Raw genomic sequence first — 15751 nt, forward strand, 5'->3', positions numbered from 1 at the left:
TCGCGGCCGCGGGGGGCGGATCCCCCGCGAACCGGGATCGGCGCGCGTGCGGGCAGTTCTCGAGGCACGTCGCGAAAACTTTAGACGCGGGAGCGGCGTACGGAGTCGCAATGAGTCGCGGCCCCGAACTGATAATCACGGAGAAGGACAACGCCGCCCGGCGGATCGCGGAGATCCTGAGCGGCGGCTCCGCGACGGCGGAGCGGAGAAACGACGTCAACGTGTACAAGTGGGGCGGCAAGCGGTGTATCGGCCTCTCGGGCCACGTCGTCGGCGTCGACTTCCCGCCGGAGTACAGCGACTGGCGCGACGTCGAGCCCGTCGAGCTGATCGACGCGCCGGTCCGGAAGGCCCCGACCCAGGAGGGGATCGTGAGCGCGCTCCGGACGCTCGCGCGCAACGCCTCCCGCGTGACGATCGCCACCGACTACGACCGCGAGGGCGAGCTGATCGGCAAGGAGGCGTACGAGCTGGTCCGCGAGGTGAACGAGGACGCCCCGATCGACCGCGTGCGGTTCTCCTCGATCACCGAGAACGAGGTGACGGAGGCGTTCGCGGACCCCGACGACCTCGACTTCGATCTCGCGGCCGCTGGGGAGGCCCGCCAGGTGATCGACCTCACGTGGGGCGCGGCGCTCACCCGTTTTCTCTCCTTGTCCGCCCGCCAACTCGGCAACGACTTCATCTCGGTCGGTCGGGTCCAGGGGCCGACGCTCAAGCTGATCGTCGACCGCGAGCGGGAGATCCGCGCGTTCGACCCGGAGGCGTACTGGGAGCTGTACGGCGAGCTCTCGAAGGCGGGCGGCGACCCCTTCGAGGCGCAGTACTTCCTCGAGAACGACGCGGGCAACGAGGCCGAGCGGGTGTGGAACGAGGGCGTCGCCGACACGCTGACCGAGGCGCTCGCGGCCGCCGGGGACGCGGTCGTCGATGACGTGCGCCGCCGGACGCGAACCGACGAGCCGCCGGCCCCGTTCAACACCACCGCGTACATCCGCGCCGCGGGGTCGCTCGGCTACTCCGCCCAGCGGGCGATGTCGATCGCGGAGGAGCTGTACACCGCCGGCTACGTCACCTACCCGCGGACCGACAACACGGTGTACCCCGACGACCTCGACCCTCGAGAGCTGCTCGAGGCGCTGGAGGCGTCCCCGACCTTCGGCGAGGACGCCGCCGCCCTCCTCGAACGCGAGGAGATCGAGCCCACCGAGGGCGACGAGGAGACCACCGACCACCCGCCGATCCACCCCACCGGCGACCTGCCGGACGCGTCGGACCTCGACGACGACGAGCGGGAGGTGTACGAGCTCATCGTCCGCCGCTTCCTCGCGACCTGCGCGCCGGCCGCCGAGTGGGAGCGGCTGCGCGTCGTCGCGCTCGCGAACGGCGAGGCGACCGCGATCGCGAGCGAGGCCGACCCGGTCGCCGCGCTCCGGGACCCGGACGAGGCCGAGGGGACGCCCTCGCTCGCCGCCGACGGCGGGCTCCGCCTGAAGGCGAACGGCAAGCGGCTGCTCGAGGCCGGCTACCACGAGGTGTACCCGTACCGCTCCAGCGACGAGCGGATCGTCCCGGACGTCGAGGTCGGCGAGACCCTGACGCTCTCGGGGCGCCGGACCGAGGCGAAGGAGACCCAGCCCCCCCGGCGATACGGCCAGTCGCGGCTCATCGAGGAGATGGAGAAGCGCGGCGTGGGGACGAAGGCGACGCGACACCGCACCCTCGAGAAGCTGTACGACCGGGGCTACGTCGAGAGCGACCCGCCGCGGCCGACGCGGCTCGCGGAGTCGGTCGTCGAGGCCGCGGAGGGGTTCGCGGAGCACGTCGTGAGCGAGGAGATGACCGCCCAGCTCGAACGCGACATGCGGGCGATCGCCGCGGGCGAGAAGGAGTACGAGGAGGTGACCGCCGCCTCCCGCGACCTGCTCGAGCGCGTCTTCGATGACCTCACCGAGTCGCGCGAGGCGATCGGCGACCAGCTCCAGGAGTCGCTGAAGGCGGACAAGACGCTCGGGCCGTGTCCGGAGTGCGGCGCCGACCTCCTCGTCCGGCAGTCGCGGGCGGGGTCGTACTTCGTCGGCTGTGACGGCTACCCCGACTGCGAGTACACCCTCCCGCTTCCCTCCACCGGGAAGCCGCTCATCCTCGAGGAGGCCTGCGAGGACCACGACCTCCACCACGTGAAGATGCTCGCCGGGCGGAAGACGTTCGTCCACGGCTGTCCGCGGTGTAAGGCCGACGCGGCCGACGAGGCGGACGACGAGGTGATCGGGGCGTGTCCGGAGTGTGGGGAGGGCGCGGCTTCGCCGCGGGACGGAGGCGGTGAAACCGCCGACGCTGGCGGAGAGTTGGCCATCAAGCGGCTCCGCTCCGGCTCCCGGCTGGTCGGCTGTACGCGCTACCCCGACTGCGACTACTCGCTGCCGCTGCCGCGCCGCGGCGAGATCGAGGTGACCGACGAGCGGTGTGCGGAACACGACCTCCCGCACCTCCGGGTCCGCTCGGGCGACGAGCCGTGGGAGCTCGGCTGTCCGATCTGTAACTACCGGGAGTTCCGGGCGCGCGAGGAGGGCTCGGAGCTCCAGACCGTCGAGGGGATCGGCGAGAAGACCGCTGAGAAGCTCGAGGAGGCGGGGATCGCGGGGATCGGCGAGCTCAAGTCGGCCGACCCGGACGAGCTGGCCGGCGACGTCGACGGAGTCGGCCCGGACACCGTCCGCGACTGGCAGGCGAGGGCGGACTGAGGGCGGGACGCGGGGCACCGATCCGCCCGTCGCCGGCGCCGCTCGGGTGAACACGCATTCATATACGTCCGGGCGTGCTCCGTTCGGTATCCATGGCCCGCGAGGACGACGTCGCGCTCGCCCGGTCGCTCGTCGGGGCGATCCCCGAGGCCGCGCTCGCGTGCGACCCCGAGCGCCTCGCGATACGCGCCGTCAACGACGCGGCGGCGACGCTCCTCTCGCGGGAACGGTCGGCGTTGACGCTGTCGGGACTGTCGGATCTCGCCGTGTCGGGGACGACGGCCGCGGGCGACCCGGTTGAGGACGCGTTCTCGGCGGCCTCGGCCGACGGGGAACCGGTCGCGGCCGAGGTGGACGTCGCGGTCGACGGCGACACGCGCCGGGTCCGCCTCCGGGCCCACGTGACGGCGCTCGGTGGGCGCGAGTGGCTGGTCGCGGTCGCGACCGACGTGACGGCGCAGGTCCGCGCCGAGCGGGGGAACCGGTGGCGCGCTCGGACCCTCGACGCGGTGGCGTCGACGCTCCCGATGGCGCTGTTCCGGTGTGACGCGGGCGGGACGGTCGTCCGGTGGAACGAGCGGGCGAGCGAGGACGCCGGCTACGACGCGGCCGGGCTCGGCGGGCGGGCGTTTCCGGACCTGTTCGACGACCGGTCGGCCGTCTCTGACGGACTCGCGCGAGTGTATCGCGACGGCGCCGTCGTCGAGCGCGAGGCGACGCTCCTGACGCGCTCCGGCGAGGAGGTGCCCTATCGGCTGACGATGGGGCCGGTGACGGACGGCTCGGAGGTCGTCGGGGCGGTCGTGCTCGGCGAGGACCGCACGGTCGAGGCGGTCCGCAAGGAGCGGCTCGCGGTGTTGACGCGGGTACTCAGACACAACTTCCGGAACGACCTCAACGTCGTCACCGGCTTCTCCGAGCAGGCGCGGAACGCGATCGACGACCCCGAAGTGACCGCACAGCTCGACCGCGTCGTCGAGACGGCGGACCGACTGCTTCGCCTCGGCGAGACCGCCCGGAAGGTCGAGCGACTCCTCGCCGAGCCGCCGGAGCCGGAACCGCTCTCGCTGTCACGCGTCGTGTCGTCGGCGCTCGAGTCGGTTCCCGCCGGGTTCCGCGCGTCGGGCGACGTCGCGGTCGACGTTCCCGACGGCATCGTCGTCTCCGGCGTCGGTCGGCTGCCGGACGCGCTCGCCGAACTCCTCGACAACGCGATCCGCCACGGCGACGCCGAGCGCCCGCGCGTCCGCGTCTCGGCGACGGAGCTCCCGAGCGAGTCGTGGGTCTCGCTCGTCGTCGCCGACGACGGCCCCGGCATCCCGCCGGCCGAACGTGCCGTGCTCACCGGCGAGGAGACGCAGTTGGAACACACGAGCGGCCTCGGGCTCTGGTACGTCCACTGGGTCGTCACCGCCGGCGGCGGCCGCCTCGACATCACCGAGAGCACGGACGGCGGGAGCCGGATCGAACTCAGCCTCCCGGTTCCGGAGGACGGGTGACCGGGACGGGGCCGCTCCACCGCCCATCGGATCACTCGCGGCATACGACCGCGTCGCCGACCGCGACCCCGTCCGCCGCCCCCGCGGGCAGCTCCACGACGGTGTCGGCCTCCCCCCGAGCGAGCCCGACGAACGGCGCGAGCCGCGTCACGCTCGTGACCTCCCCGTCGACGAGCCAGACCGCGTCGATGGCGAACGGGACGAAGAGCATGTGTAGCCACCGCGTCTCCGCCGACTCGAACGGGAACACGAGCGCGTAGTCGTCGGGGATCGACCGGCGGAACATCAGCCCGCGTGCCTGTGCGAACCGCGAGCGCGCGACGTCGACGTCGCGCGCGAGCGTTCGCGACTCGGGGTTCGCCGTCGAGTCGCGGTCGGGTCGATGCAGGAGTCGCACGTCGGGGTCGTCGTCGGCGGTCGGTAAATAGCCCGGTGGGTCGGCCGGGGACGCGGCGGCTCGGACGGGACGACGCGGCGGCTACGTCGATTCGATCAGAAGCGGGTCGTCGTCGGGCACCGCCATGTCGTAGAGGGCGTCGTTCTCGTAGACGGCGGCGCGCTCGCGCCGACTGAGCACGTACCCGTCGCGCTCGGCTTCGACCTCGCGTTTCACCTCGCCGTGCGGATCGACGATCTCCGCGACGACCTCGCCGGCCTCGACGAACTCCCCCTCCGTCGCCCGATAGCGGACGATCCCCGCCACGTCGGCGTGCGGGCCGTCGAACCGCCGGAGCTGGCCGTCGTGATCGAACGCGAGCTCGGGATGTCCGTCGGCCGGCTCCGCGACCATCTCGAGGGCGTGGAGGACGTTCCACGTGCCGTCGACGGCCGCCGCCGCGACGTCGCGCTCGACGACGAGCCGACCGCCGAGCTCCGGGGTGAAGGCCGGGATCCCGTCGGCGACGGCCGCCCCGGTGAGCGAGTGCTGGAGGTCGCGGGTCGCGGTCTCGCCCGGCGGGTACTGGTTGACGACCGGCATCCCGAACGCCTCGGTGAGCTCGACGAGCCGGTCGCGGAGCACCGCCGCGTCCGACACGCTCCGGTCCTCGCCGTAGGGGACCCGCGGCCGGATCGTGTACGGGTGCGTCGCCACCCACGAGGTGTGGAGGGAGAGGATCGCGTCGGCGGTGTCGATCATGTCCCCGTAGATCCGCTCGCAGACGACCTGCTGGACGCGGGGAGGATCCTCCGCGTCGGCGTCGTCGCGGCCGAAGTAGCGGTTCGGGTCGTCGCCGTGGTAGTAGGCGGCCCGCGAGTTGGTTCGGAACCCGGCGGGGTTCATGATCGGGAGACAGACCACGGCGCCCGCGAGCTCGGCGACGTCGACCCGGTCGGCGACGGCGTGGGTCACCGCCATCCCGGTCGGCTCGTCGCCGTGGATCGTCCCCGTCACCCACACCGTCGGGCCGGGATCGACCCCGTTGAGAACCGTCACCGGAAGCTCCTCGGAGCCGCCGGTGGGCAGTCCGGTGACGGCCCGGTGGCCGGTCGCCCGCTCGCCGGGGTCGGCCTCGGCCGTGCCCACCTTCATCGGTTCCCTCCGCGATGCCGTCGGCGTCCGCCGTCTCGAGATGCCATCACGCCGAACCGAGTGGCTCCGTCGACATGAGTGTGCGTGCTCCGGCGAGGGTCGGACCGGTCACTCCAGCTCGTCGGCCCACGGCCACGGCCGCGCCTCGCCCCACGGCCAGGAGTCCGTCGCCTTCATCCCGACGTCGTGTCCCTCCTCGATCGCCTCCTCCTTGACCGACCCGGGGTCGCGTCCCCCGATCTCCCGGTCCGACTCGGCCAGCTTCGCGACGCCGGCCGCACACAGCACCGTCAGCTCGCGGAGGTCCCGGACGTCCAGCTTGTCCAGGGTGTCGCCGTGGGTGTGGCCCCAGCCGCGGCCGCTTCCCTCCGCGGTCGACCGGCCCTGCCCGGCGGCGACGCCGCGCTGGACGAACGGCCAGTGGTCGCTGTGCGGGCGGAGCCCGTCCTCGACGACGATCGGCACGTCGAACTCCTCGCTTACCTCCTCGAAGGCCTCGCCGAGCCCCGACGCGCCGTGGGGGTAGATCTCGAGGTTCCGCGAGTAGCCCGCGCCGTCGACGTTGAGCACGCACTTCACGCGGTCGAGGTCGTGCGTGTGCGACCAGTAGTACGAGCCGTAGAGGCCGGTCTCCTCGGCCCCGAAGACGACGAGCCGCACCCGCGTCTCGAGGTCGTCCTCGATCGACGCGAGCACGCGGCCGACGCCGACGACCAGCGCCGAGCCGAAGCCGTTGTCGTTCGCGCCGACCCCCACGTCGTGTGCGTCGACGTGGGCGGTGTAGAGGACCTCCTCGTCGGTGTCTGGCCCGACGACGGCCTCGACGTTCGCGGAGGTCGCCGGCTCGTTTCGCGCCTCGACGGAGAGGGTCGCGTCGACGCCGCCGTCGCCCGGCACCTCGTCGCAGTGGCGCGCGAGCCGGCTGCCGAGCTCCTTGCTCAGCCCGACCGCCGGGATCGGGCCCGGTCCGTTCGTGTGACCCACGTCGCCGGTCGGGGGCAGCGACCCCTCGATGTGGTTGTAGAAGATGAACCCCTCGGCGCCCGACTCGGCCGCGTAGTCGTACTTCTCGCTGCGGTGGACCCACCGGCCGTAGTCGTCGGGAGTGAGACTCGACGCCATCGCGATACAGCCGGAGAGGTCGACGTCCTCGAAGTCCTCGGGGAGACCGTACCCCATGTCGACGATCTCGCCGCTGACCTCCCCCGAGGGCGTTCCCGGCAGTTCGACGAGCTCGTGGCTCCCGCCGAACGACATGGTTCGGCCGTCGTGGTCGACGGTCAGGGAGGCCTCCCCGCGCCACCAGCCGGGGATCGGGAACTCCGTGGTCGAGACCTCGGAGAGGCCGGCCTCCTCGAAGGCGTCGGCCACGAGCGACGCCCCGGCGGCCTCGCCCTCGTGACCGGGCATCCGGTCGCCGAGGTCGGAGAGATCGGCGAGCAGCTCCCAGGCGGTCGAATCCGTGTACGCGTCACCGACGGTCTCGGACGGAAGAGATGTCATACGCTCACGTACAGGCGCTTCCGGTATATGATTATGCGGGGACGACGGGGGGATTGCCGGGAGATCGTCGGCGGCGGGTCGACCCAGGAAGTTATGTCCGTCGGGCCGAAGCGGGCGTATGGAACCCGTCGTCGCGGTCATCCTGATCGGACTCCCGCTCGCGTGGCTCGCCGCGTTCGCGGCGTACGCGTACGTCGACGCGCCGAAGCGAGGAATGAACCCGCGGAAGTGGGCGGCGATCGCGTTTCTCGTCCCGCTGTTCGGCTTCCTGGCGTACCTCTTCGAGCGGGACGAACGCGACTACGACCCCGAGGAGGACCCGTACGCGCGGGGCGCCACCTTCGAGATACACGAGTCCAGACGCGGCGAGGAGCTGCTCGATCCCGGCGGAACCGGAGCCCGCGACGGGGAAGCGGAGTCGGCCGACGGGGATCGGGCGGCCGATCCGGACGGGACGGGCGACGACGACGAGTGGAACGACCCGCCGGGCGTCGATCTCTGAGAGCGGGACGCGTCGAGCGACGCGGACCTCAAAGCAGGTCCAGAAGCGCGGTCCGCCGCCGCTCGAGGTCGAAGCGTGCGTGCTCGGCGTCGAGCCGGTCGAGGAACGCGAAGACGTCGGCGCCCTCGCGTTCCGCGTGCTCGACGAGGGCCTCGATCGACGGGCGGGACAGCGCGAACGATCCCAGGTGACCACAGAGCAGCGCCAGCGCGATCCCGGCGTCGCCGTCCGGAAACGCCGGGTCGACCGCGGCGAGGTCGGGCGGGCCGTCCGGCTCGACGCCGGCGGCGGCGGCGGGGACGGTCTCCAGACACCGCGTACAGACGGCCGTCTCGTCGGCGGGCGCATGCTCGCGAAGCGCCGGCGGCACGGCGAAGGCGACCACGGGCGAGGAACAGTGCGGGCAGGCCATGCTCGTTGTCGGTGACGCCCCGTCGCGGCGGGTCGGTCAGTCGGCCGCCTGCTCCTCGACCGCGCCGGCCGCGGCCTCGGCTTCGGCCTCCTCCGCCGCTTCCTCCTCCTCCTTCTTCGCTTTGATCTTCTTCAGCCGGAAGATCTCCTCGCGCTCCTGTTCCTCGAGCTTCTGCTCGATGTACTCCTGGTTCTCGTAGAGGCGGGGAAGCAGGGTGAACTCGAGGGCGTTGACGCGGCGTTTCGTCGTCTCGATCTCCTCCAGCATCTTCTTCATCGCCGTCTCGACCTCGGCGGCGAGGATGATCGACTCGAGCAGCTCCTCGTAGGCGTCGGCCGCCTCGTCGATGCGGGCGGAGGAGCCGAGCAGGCCGTACCCGCGCTCGTCGAGGCTCTTTTTCACCTTGGAGGACTCGATCTGCGGGACGACGACGCCCATGATGTTCTTCGACTGCGTGGTGATCTCGGGGTGCTCTTTCAGCGCCGCGGCCGCGCCGCGGACCGCCACGTCGCCCTCCATCGCGCGGGCCATGTCGATCTTGCGCTGGGCGGTCTCGTAGTCGTCCGCCATGTCCGACCGGACGTCCTGGGCCTGATCGAGGATGTCCATGAACTCCATGATGAGGCCGTCACGCTTCTGTTCGAGCGTGTCGTGACCGCGCTCGGAGAGCTCGATCCGGTCCTCGATCGCCATCAGGTTCTTCCGGGTCGGTTTGACGTCCTTTGCCATCTTGTGGGAAGGTTGCGAACGGAGCCTGTTAACTGTTTATTGTTCGCGGACGGGCGGTCTCGGGCCGCTCCGCCGGCGGGCGGCGATCAGTCGCCGCCGGGTCCGGGGTCGCTCGTCCGCGTCGAGGGCGCGACCGTCCCCGGCTCGGGCGTCGCCCGCCCGGCCCAGCGGACCGTCACCAGCCGGTAGAGAACGAGTCCCTGGACGACGAACAGGTTCGTCACGAGGAAGAACGTCGCCTCCTCGATCGGGAGCCCCGCGACGGTCATGCCGGTCGTGTGCCGCTCCGAGAGGACCCAGATCCCGTACTCGATGGCGATCCGGTCGGCGACACAGAGGTACAGCGTCGGAACGAGCGTCCCGAGCGCGACGGTCCGGCGCCGCGCCCAGAGCTGCGGGGCCCCGACGACCCACTGTATCGCCAGCACCGGCGCGGCCCACGCGAGCACCGCGCCGAGGTAGAAGCCGCCCTCCGCGCCGAGCAACCACCAGCCGAGGACGCCGATCCCGGCCGCGGCGCCGAACGCCGCGGCACGCCAGGCGACCGGGCGCGCGGTCCACGACCACTCGCCGCGGCCGTCGAAGTGCGAGAGCCACAGCGCCGTGAGCCACGGCTGGACGAGGATGAACAGGTACTCCTCGAGCGGCGCGTGCCAGAGGTGGAACACGGTCCGACCGTCGCCGTACCACCACACCCCCCTGGCGATGAGGTAGTTGTCCCACGGGGTCGTGTACGCGAGCGCGACGACCGTGATCACCACCGCGCCCGCCCAGTAGTGCCGCCAGCCGTGAAGCCGCTCGGCCGCGGTCTCGACCGCCGCCGACCGGCTCACGAATCCGGTCGCGATCAGGAACAGCACGGCCGGAACCAGGAACGCGAGGTGGAACTGAAGGTAGGTGAACTGGGTCATCGTGGGTCGTCCCTCCGGAAGCCGTGGCGGTCGGTCGTCGGTCCGTCCCGCGTCGACGCTCGCCGCCCGGAGACGGTCGGTTCCGTCGCGGGCCGGGCGGCGTCAGTCGGCCGTCGCCGTCGCCGCCGATCCCGCGGCGTCGAGCACCTCGCGGCTCGACAGCAGGATGATGCCGAACCCGACCTTCGCGACCAGGTCGAGCACCATGAATCCCGCCGTCTCGACGTTCAACGACACGATCTGGAGCCCCTCGGTCCCGAGAAGCCACCAGACCGGGTAGACGAGCCAGACGACGACGATCAGCGTCCGCAGGGTGCTGAACGTCGAGGCCGCCTGGCCCGAGAGCTGGCTCGCCTTCTCGTCGAGCGAGCCGTACAGCATGTACAACAACACGAGCAGGAAGCCGGTGGAGACGCCCCACCAGACGAGCCGCGTCCCGCCCGCGGAGAGCACGGCCGCGCTCGTCGACAGCGTCGCGATCGCGCCGGTGCCGATCATGAGTACGTCGAGACCGACCAGCGAGGCGAGCTGGTTACGGTTCGCCCCGGCGAGCAGGCCGAGGTCGAGCAGCAGAAGCGGCGTCGTGAACAGCCAGTCGGTGTACCGCGCCCAGTAGATGGGCAGCTCCTCGCCGCCGATGCTCACCGTCGTCAGTCCGAATCCGAGCGCCATCGCCAGATAGTTGACGAACGCGATGGCGGTGATGAATATCGTGACGATGTAGAACTCCTGACGGCGCCTGTCCGTTTCGCCCCATCCCCTGGCGATGAAGTACAGCATCCCCAGGAACATGCCTAGCGTCCCGATCCACAGCCAGATGGCTTCGCCGCCGGGTGTTGGCATCATGATCCAATTGTATATATGATTTAATGAGTACTAAGCACCGTACACAACCAGTTTGGGGACCCGCGACGTCGGTCGCCGCGAGCCGCGTTCCGGGGGGATCAGCGGTCGAAGATCGCCGCCGCGATCTTGCGCTGTGCCGCCCGCAGGTGCTGGTGGAACGTCGACCGGCCGATCCCCATCGAGTCCGCGATCTCGTCGCCCGTCGTCGCGTGGGGCCACTCGAAGTAGCCGGTCGTGTGCGCGCGGATCAGCGCGGCCCGTTGGCGGTCGGTCAGGCGCGCTTCGATCTCGGCGACGAACTCGCGTCGTGTCTCCTGGGTCCGTTCCCGTCGACGATAGCTGCGGAGGTCCGCGTTCTCGAACCGATCGAGCGCCTCGTTCGCGAGCGAGCGGGCGAGCGCCTCCCGACCGACCTCGACGGTCGCGACCGCGACGCCACCCTCGACGTTCCAGCCGCACAGCTCGCCGCTGTACTCCCTGAGCAGTCCTTCGAGCGGCGTCTCGTCGATCGACAGCTCGACGATCGGCGTTCCGGTCGACGCCGCGAACACGGCGTGTACCGTGACGCCCGAGTCCGCGCCGGCAGCGCGGATCGTCTCGGCGTCGGGGCCGTCGCCGTCGTCGAGTTCGAACAGGAAGGACCGTTCCGCGCGGTCGCCGACGGTTCCGGCGTATCGGAGCGAACGGGACAGGGCCGTGCCGAACGCGGCCAGCGGGTGGTCGCCGATCTCGAGCCGGAACTCGACGACCTCGTCGCCCCGGAGCGTCCGTTGGCTCTCCAGCGCGTTGATCCCGATCGCGATCGTCCGTCCGAGCGCCGCCAGCACGTCGCGCTCGTAGCCCCGAAACTCCGCGGTCTGAACGTAGACGGCGACGGCCCCGTAGGTCGCCTCGCCGAAGTGGAGCGGCACGCCGGCGACCGCGACCGCCTCGTCCGGACCCTCAGAGGAGAGCGACTCGAGACGCACGGCCCGGTCGTCGACCGCCCTCGCGACGACGCGGCCGACCGCCCGGTCGCCAGGGTCGTCGACCGCCACCGCCCAGTCATCGACGCTCGGCTCCGTGGTTCCCCCCTCGACCGCCGGGACGATCGTCCCCGTCGCCGGGTCGTATCCACCGATCCACGCGCCGACGTACGTGTTCGCGACGCTCTCGACGACCGCCTCCCGGAGCTCCGTCCGCGACGACGCGCGAGCCACCGCCTCCGTGACGTCGGCCACGACGCCGTCGAGTCGCTCCAGCAGACGCTCCTGTGCGAGCCGCTCGCGTTCGATCCGCGCCGCCCGGTCCGCGGCCGACCGTTCGGCGCGCTTCCGGCGCGTGACGTCCCGTTGAAAGCCGACGTAGTAGGCTACCTCGCCGGCGTCGTCCCGCAGCGGCGCGATCGTCACCTCGTTCCAGAACAGCTCGCCGTCACGCCGGTAGTTTCGCAGCTCCACCGTCGTGCCCGTCCCCTCGTCGATGGCGGCGCGCATCCGGTCGACCGGCGCGTCGCGCGTCTCCTCGCCCTGGAGAAACCGGCAGTTCCGCCCGACCGCGTACGCCGGCGGGTAGCCGGTGATCCGCTCGAAGGCGGCGTTCACGTAGATGAGCGGCATGTCCGGCCGCGTCGCGTCCGCGATCGTGATCCCGACCGGCGCCTCGTCCATCGTGCGCGTCTTCAGCGCCTCGTCGACGGCGTCGCTGCTCGCCGACGCCGGCCGGTCGGCGTCGCTCCGCCTCCGGTCAGGCTCGCCGTTGCCCGGCGAGCGTTCCGACCGTGCCATGGGTATACACGGCGCCGAACCACCAAAACATGCGGGGTCGGCCGCGGTCGGGTCGCGGTCGCCGGCGTCGCCACTCGCGGTCGAAGGGGAAACGAAAGGACGGGGGAGATCAGTCCGCGGCTTCGACGACTTCGCGCTCGGAGTCGTCCTCGCGGTAGTACTTCTCGATGAACTCCTCGTCGACGCGGTTGAGCTCCTCCTTCGGCAGCATCGAGAGGAGGTCCCAGCCGATCTCGAGGGTCTCCTCGAGGTCGCGGTTCGTGTCGAAGCCCTGGTCGACGAACTCCGTCTCGAAGGCGTCCGCGAAGTCGAGGTACTTGTTGTCGCGCTCGGAGAGCGCCTCGCGGCCGACGATGTTCACGAGGTCGCGGAGGTCCTCGCCCTCCGCGTACGCCGCGTACATCTGGTCGGAGACGCCGCCGTGGTCCGCGCGGGTGAGCCCCTCGCCGATGCCGTCGTCCATCAGCCGCGAGAGGCTGGGAAGCACGTTCACCGGCGGCTCGAGCCCCTGACTGTTGAGGTCGGGGTCGACGTAGATCTGCCCCTCCGTGATGTAGCCGGTCAGGTCCGGGATCGGATGGGTGTCGTCGTCGCCGGGCATCGTGAGGATCGGGATCTGCGTCACCGACCCCTCGCGACCCTCGATCCGGCCCGCGCGCTCGTACAGCTGCGCCAGGTCGGTGTACATGTATCCGGGGTAGCCACGCCGACCCGGAACCTCCTCGCGGGCCGCGCCGATCTCGCGGAGCGCCTCGCAGTAGTTCGTCATGTCCGTCAGGATGACGAGGACGTGGTAGTCCTTCTCGAAGGCGAGGTACTCGGCGGTCGTTAGGACCATCCGCGGCGTGACCGTCCGCTCGACGGCGGGGTCGTCCGCGAGGTTCATGAAGACGACGGAGCGTTCGAGCGCGCCGGTGCGCTCGAAGTCCTCCATGAACTCGTTGGCCTCCTCCTGGGTGATCCCCATCGCGCCGAAGATGACGGCGAACTCCGATCCCTCCTCGTCGTCGCCGCCCTCCTCCTCCTCGGGCACGCTGGCCTGCCGTGCGATCTGCATCGCGAGCTCGCTGTGCGGCTGGCCCGAACTCGAGAAGATCGGGAGCTTCTGTCCCCGAACCAGGGTGTTCATGCCGTCGATCGCGGAGACGCCCGTCTCGATGAACTCCTCGGGGTACTCCCTGGAGTACGGGTTGATCGCCGCGCCGACGATGTCCTGTCGCTCCTCGGGGACGATCTCCGGGCCGTCGTCGATCGGGCGGCCGGAGCCGTCGAGCACCCGTCCGAGGAGGTCCTCGGTGACGGGCATCTTCATCGTCTCGCCCAGGAAGCGGACGGACGCGTTCTGGTCGATGCCGGAGGTACCCTCGAACACCTGGATGGCGACGACGCCCTCCGAGGATTCGAGCACCTGGCCGCGCAGCGTCTCCCCCTGTGCCGTCTCGATCTCGACGATCTCGTCGTAGCCGATCGCCTCGTCGACCTCGGCGTACACGAGGGGGCCGCTGATCTCGGTGATGGTTTGATACTCTTTCATGTTAGTAGAGGCTCCGAAGCTCCTCGGTGATGTCCGCTTTCAGCTCCTCGACGTACTCCTCGTAGTCCTCCTGGACGCCGATCCGGTTGATCCGCGGGACGGACTCGATGTCGATGATCTCCTCGACCGGGACGCCGGCCTCCAGCGCGTCGAACGCCTCGTCGTTGAACGTCTCGATCGTCGTCAACATGAGGTACGTCTTCTCCGGCGGACAGTAGGTGTCCACCGGGTGGAACGCGTTCTGCTGGAGGTACGCCTCGCGCAGGTAGCGGGCGACCTCGAGCGTGAGCTGCTGGTCGTCCGGCAGCGCGTCCTTGCCGACCAGCTGAACGATCTCCTGGAGCTCCGTCTCCTCGTCGAGCACGTCGACGGCCCACTGCCGCTTCTCGGGCCAGTCCTCCTCGACGTTCTCCTGGAACCAGGGGTCGAGCTGGGTCTTGTACAGCGAGTACGACTCGTTCCAGTTGATCGACGGGAAGTGCCGCCGTTCGGCCAGGTCCGCGTCGAGCGCCCAGAACGTCTTCACGATACGCAGCGTGTTCTGCGTGACGGGCTCGGAGAAGTCGCCGCCGGGCGGGCTCACCGCGCCGATCGCGGAGACGGAGCCCTCCGTTCCGTTGACGTTCTCGAAGTAGCCGGCGCGCTCGTAGAACTGCGCCAGGCGGGCGGCGAGGTACGCGGGGTACCCCTCCTCGCCGGGCATCTCCTCCAGCCGGGAGGAGATCTCGCGCATCGCCTCCGCCCACCGCGAGGTGGAGTCGGCCATCAGCGCCACGTCGTACCCCATGTCGCGGTAGTACTCCGCGATCGTGATCCCGGTGTAGATACAGGACTCACGCGCCGCGACGGGCATGTTCGACGTGTTCGCGATGAGCGAGGTCCGAGCCATGAGCGGGTTGCCGTTGGCCGGGTCCTCGAGCTCGGGGAAGTCCTCGATGACCTCCGTCATCTCGTTGCCGCGCTCGCCGCAGCCGACGTAGACGATGATGTCCGCGTCGGCGTACTTCGCGAGCTGGTGTTGGGTGACCGTCTTCCCGGAGCCGAACGGGCCGGGAATGGCGGCCGTCCCGCCCTTCGCGATGGGGAACAGGCCGTCGAGGATGCGCTGACCGGACACGAGCGGGGTCCGGGGCGTCTTCTTGTTCGCGGAGGGGCGGGGCTCGCGCACCGGCCACTCCTGGTGCATCGAGACCTCGGCCCCGTTCGAGAGCTCGACGACCGTCTCGGTCACGTCGAAGGCGCCGGACTCGACGGAGACGACCTCCGCGGTCTCGCCCTCCTCGAGGGCGTCCGGGGGCACCATGACCTTGTGGTCGATGGTGACCGTCTCCTCGACGATCCCGACGACGTCGCCGCGGCCGACCTCGTCGCCGGCCGCGACCTCGGGCTCGAACTCCCACTCCTTCTCGAGGTCGATGCCGGGCGCGTCGACCCCGCGGTCGAGGTAGGGGCTGCCCATCTTGCCCTCCAGCACGTCCAGGGGGCGCTGGACGCCGTCGTAGATGGCGTCCAGCATTCCCGGACCCAGGTCGACCGACAGCGGCTCGCCCGTGTTCTCGACGGGCTCGCCGGGGCCGACCCCGGAGGTCTCCTCGTACACCTGAATGGTCGTGACGTTCCCTTCGATCTCGATCACTTCCCCCATGAGGCCTTCGTCGCCGACGTAGACGACGTCGTTCATGCGGGCGTCGAGGTCGCGGGCGCTCACGACCGGACCGCTCACGCTCTGGATGACACCGGTTTCGGTGCTCTCCGTGGATTCTGCTTTGCTCAT

At 70.6% G+C, this 15751-nt stretch carries 13 protein-coding genes; 3 read left to right on the forward strand and 10 right to left on the reverse strand.

Going from position 1 to position 15751, the window contains the following annotated elements; genetic code table 11:
• Window positions 1-110: 110 nt before the first annotated feature.
• Window positions 111-2744 carry a DNA topoisomerase I gene (locus tag DJ70_RS11330; protein WP_094533075.1) on the forward strand — a complete coding sequence of 878 codons (2634 nt, stop codon included), beginning with the start codon at window positions 111-113 and terminating at the stop codon, window positions 2742-2744.
• 92 nt (window positions 2745-2836) lie between these two features.
• Window positions 2837-4243 carry a PAS domain-containing protein gene (locus tag DJ70_RS11335; RefSeq protein ID WP_094533077.1) on the forward strand — a complete coding sequence of 469 codons (1407 nt, stop codon included), beginning with the start codon at window positions 2837-2839 and terminating at the stop codon, window positions 4241-4243.
• Between the two features lie 31 nt (window positions 4244-4274).
• Here the strand turns inward: DJ70_RS11335 and DJ70_RS11340 are convergent, their stop codons facing one another.
• From DJ70_RS11340 to DJ70_RS11350, 3 genes are all read right to left on the reverse strand, one after another.
• Window positions 4275-4640 (reverse strand): DUF192 domain-containing protein, encoded by a 366-nt coding sequence (locus DJ70_RS11340; RefSeq protein WP_094533079.1) that lies wholly within the window; start codon window positions 4638-4640, stop codon window positions 4275-4277.
• Between the two features lie 81 nt (window positions 4641-4721).
• Entirely contained in the window at window positions 4722-5774 is a 1053-nt protein-coding gene (locus DJ70_RS11345; protein ID WP_094533081.1) for a succinylglutamate desuccinylase/aspartoacylase family protein, read from the reverse strand.
• 108 nt (window positions 5775-5882) lie between these two features.
• Window positions 5883-7277 carry a M28 family peptidase gene (locus DJ70_RS11350; protein WP_094533083.1) on the reverse strand — a complete coding sequence of 465 codons (1395 nt, stop codon included), beginning with the start codon at window positions 7275-7277 and terminating at the stop codon, window positions 5883-5885.
• Between the two features lie 118 nt (window positions 7278-7395).
• On the opposite strand from DJ70_RS11350, the gene DJ70_RS11355 reads away from it, so the two are divergent.
• Complete coding sequence (locus DJ70_RS11355) at window positions 7396-7779, forward strand: PLD nuclease N-terminal domain-containing protein (protein ID WP_094533085.1); 384 nt, start codon at window positions 7396-7398, stop codon at window positions 7777-7779.
• 28 nt (window positions 7780-7807) lie between these two features.
• Here DJ70_RS11355 and DJ70_RS11360 read toward each other — a convergent pair whose 3' ends face one another.
• The 7 genes from DJ70_RS11360 to DJ70_RS11390 form a co-directional block, all read right to left on the reverse strand.
• Window positions 7808-8191 (reverse strand): DUF6276 family protein, encoded by a 384-nt coding sequence (locus tag DJ70_RS11360; RefSeq protein WP_094533087.1) that lies wholly within the window; start codon window positions 8189-8191, stop codon window positions 7808-7810.
• A 36-nt stretch (window positions 8192-8227) separates the two neighbouring features.
• Window positions 8228-8920, reverse strand: a complete 693-nt coding sequence (locus DJ70_RS11365) for a V-type ATP synthase subunit D (RefSeq protein ID WP_094533089.1) — start codon at window positions 8918-8920, stop codon at window positions 8228-8230.
• Between the two features lie 86 nt (window positions 8921-9006).
• Window positions 9007-9831, reverse strand: coding sequence for a lycopene cyclase domain-containing protein (locus DJ70_RS11370; protein WP_094533091.1), 825 nt, complete (start codon window positions 9829-9831; stop codon window positions 9007-9009).
• A gap of 102 nt (window positions 9832-9933) precedes the next feature.
• Window positions 9934-10674: a bacteriorhodopsin gene (locus tag DJ70_RS11375; RefSeq protein WP_094533093.1), complete on the reverse strand. Its 741-nt coding sequence runs from the start codon at window positions 10672-10674 to the stop codon at window positions 9934-9936.
• A 101-nt stretch (window positions 10675-10775) separates the two neighbouring features.
• On the reverse strand, window positions 10776-12443 hold the full coding sequence (locus tag DJ70_RS11380; RefSeq protein ID WP_094533096.1) for a PAS domain-containing protein: 1668 nt from the start codon (window positions 12441-12443) through the stop codon (window positions 10776-10778).
• A gap of 109 nt (window positions 12444-12552) precedes the next feature.
• A complete protein-coding gene (locus DJ70_RS11385; RefSeq protein WP_094533098.1) occupies window positions 12553-13977 on the reverse strand; it encodes a V-type ATP synthase subunit B in 1425 nt (474 codons plus the stop codon).
• Between the two features lies 1 nt (window position 13978).
• Entirely contained in the window at window positions 13979-15751 is a 1773-nt protein-coding gene (locus DJ70_RS11390; protein ID WP_094533100.1) for an ATP synthase subunit A, read from the reverse strand.

This window comes from Halorubrum halodurans (genome assembly GCF_002252985.1).
In the GTDB taxonomy this organism is placed as follows: Archaea; Halobacteriota; Halobacteria; order Halobacteriales; family Haloferacaceae; genus Halorubrum; species Halorubrum halodurans.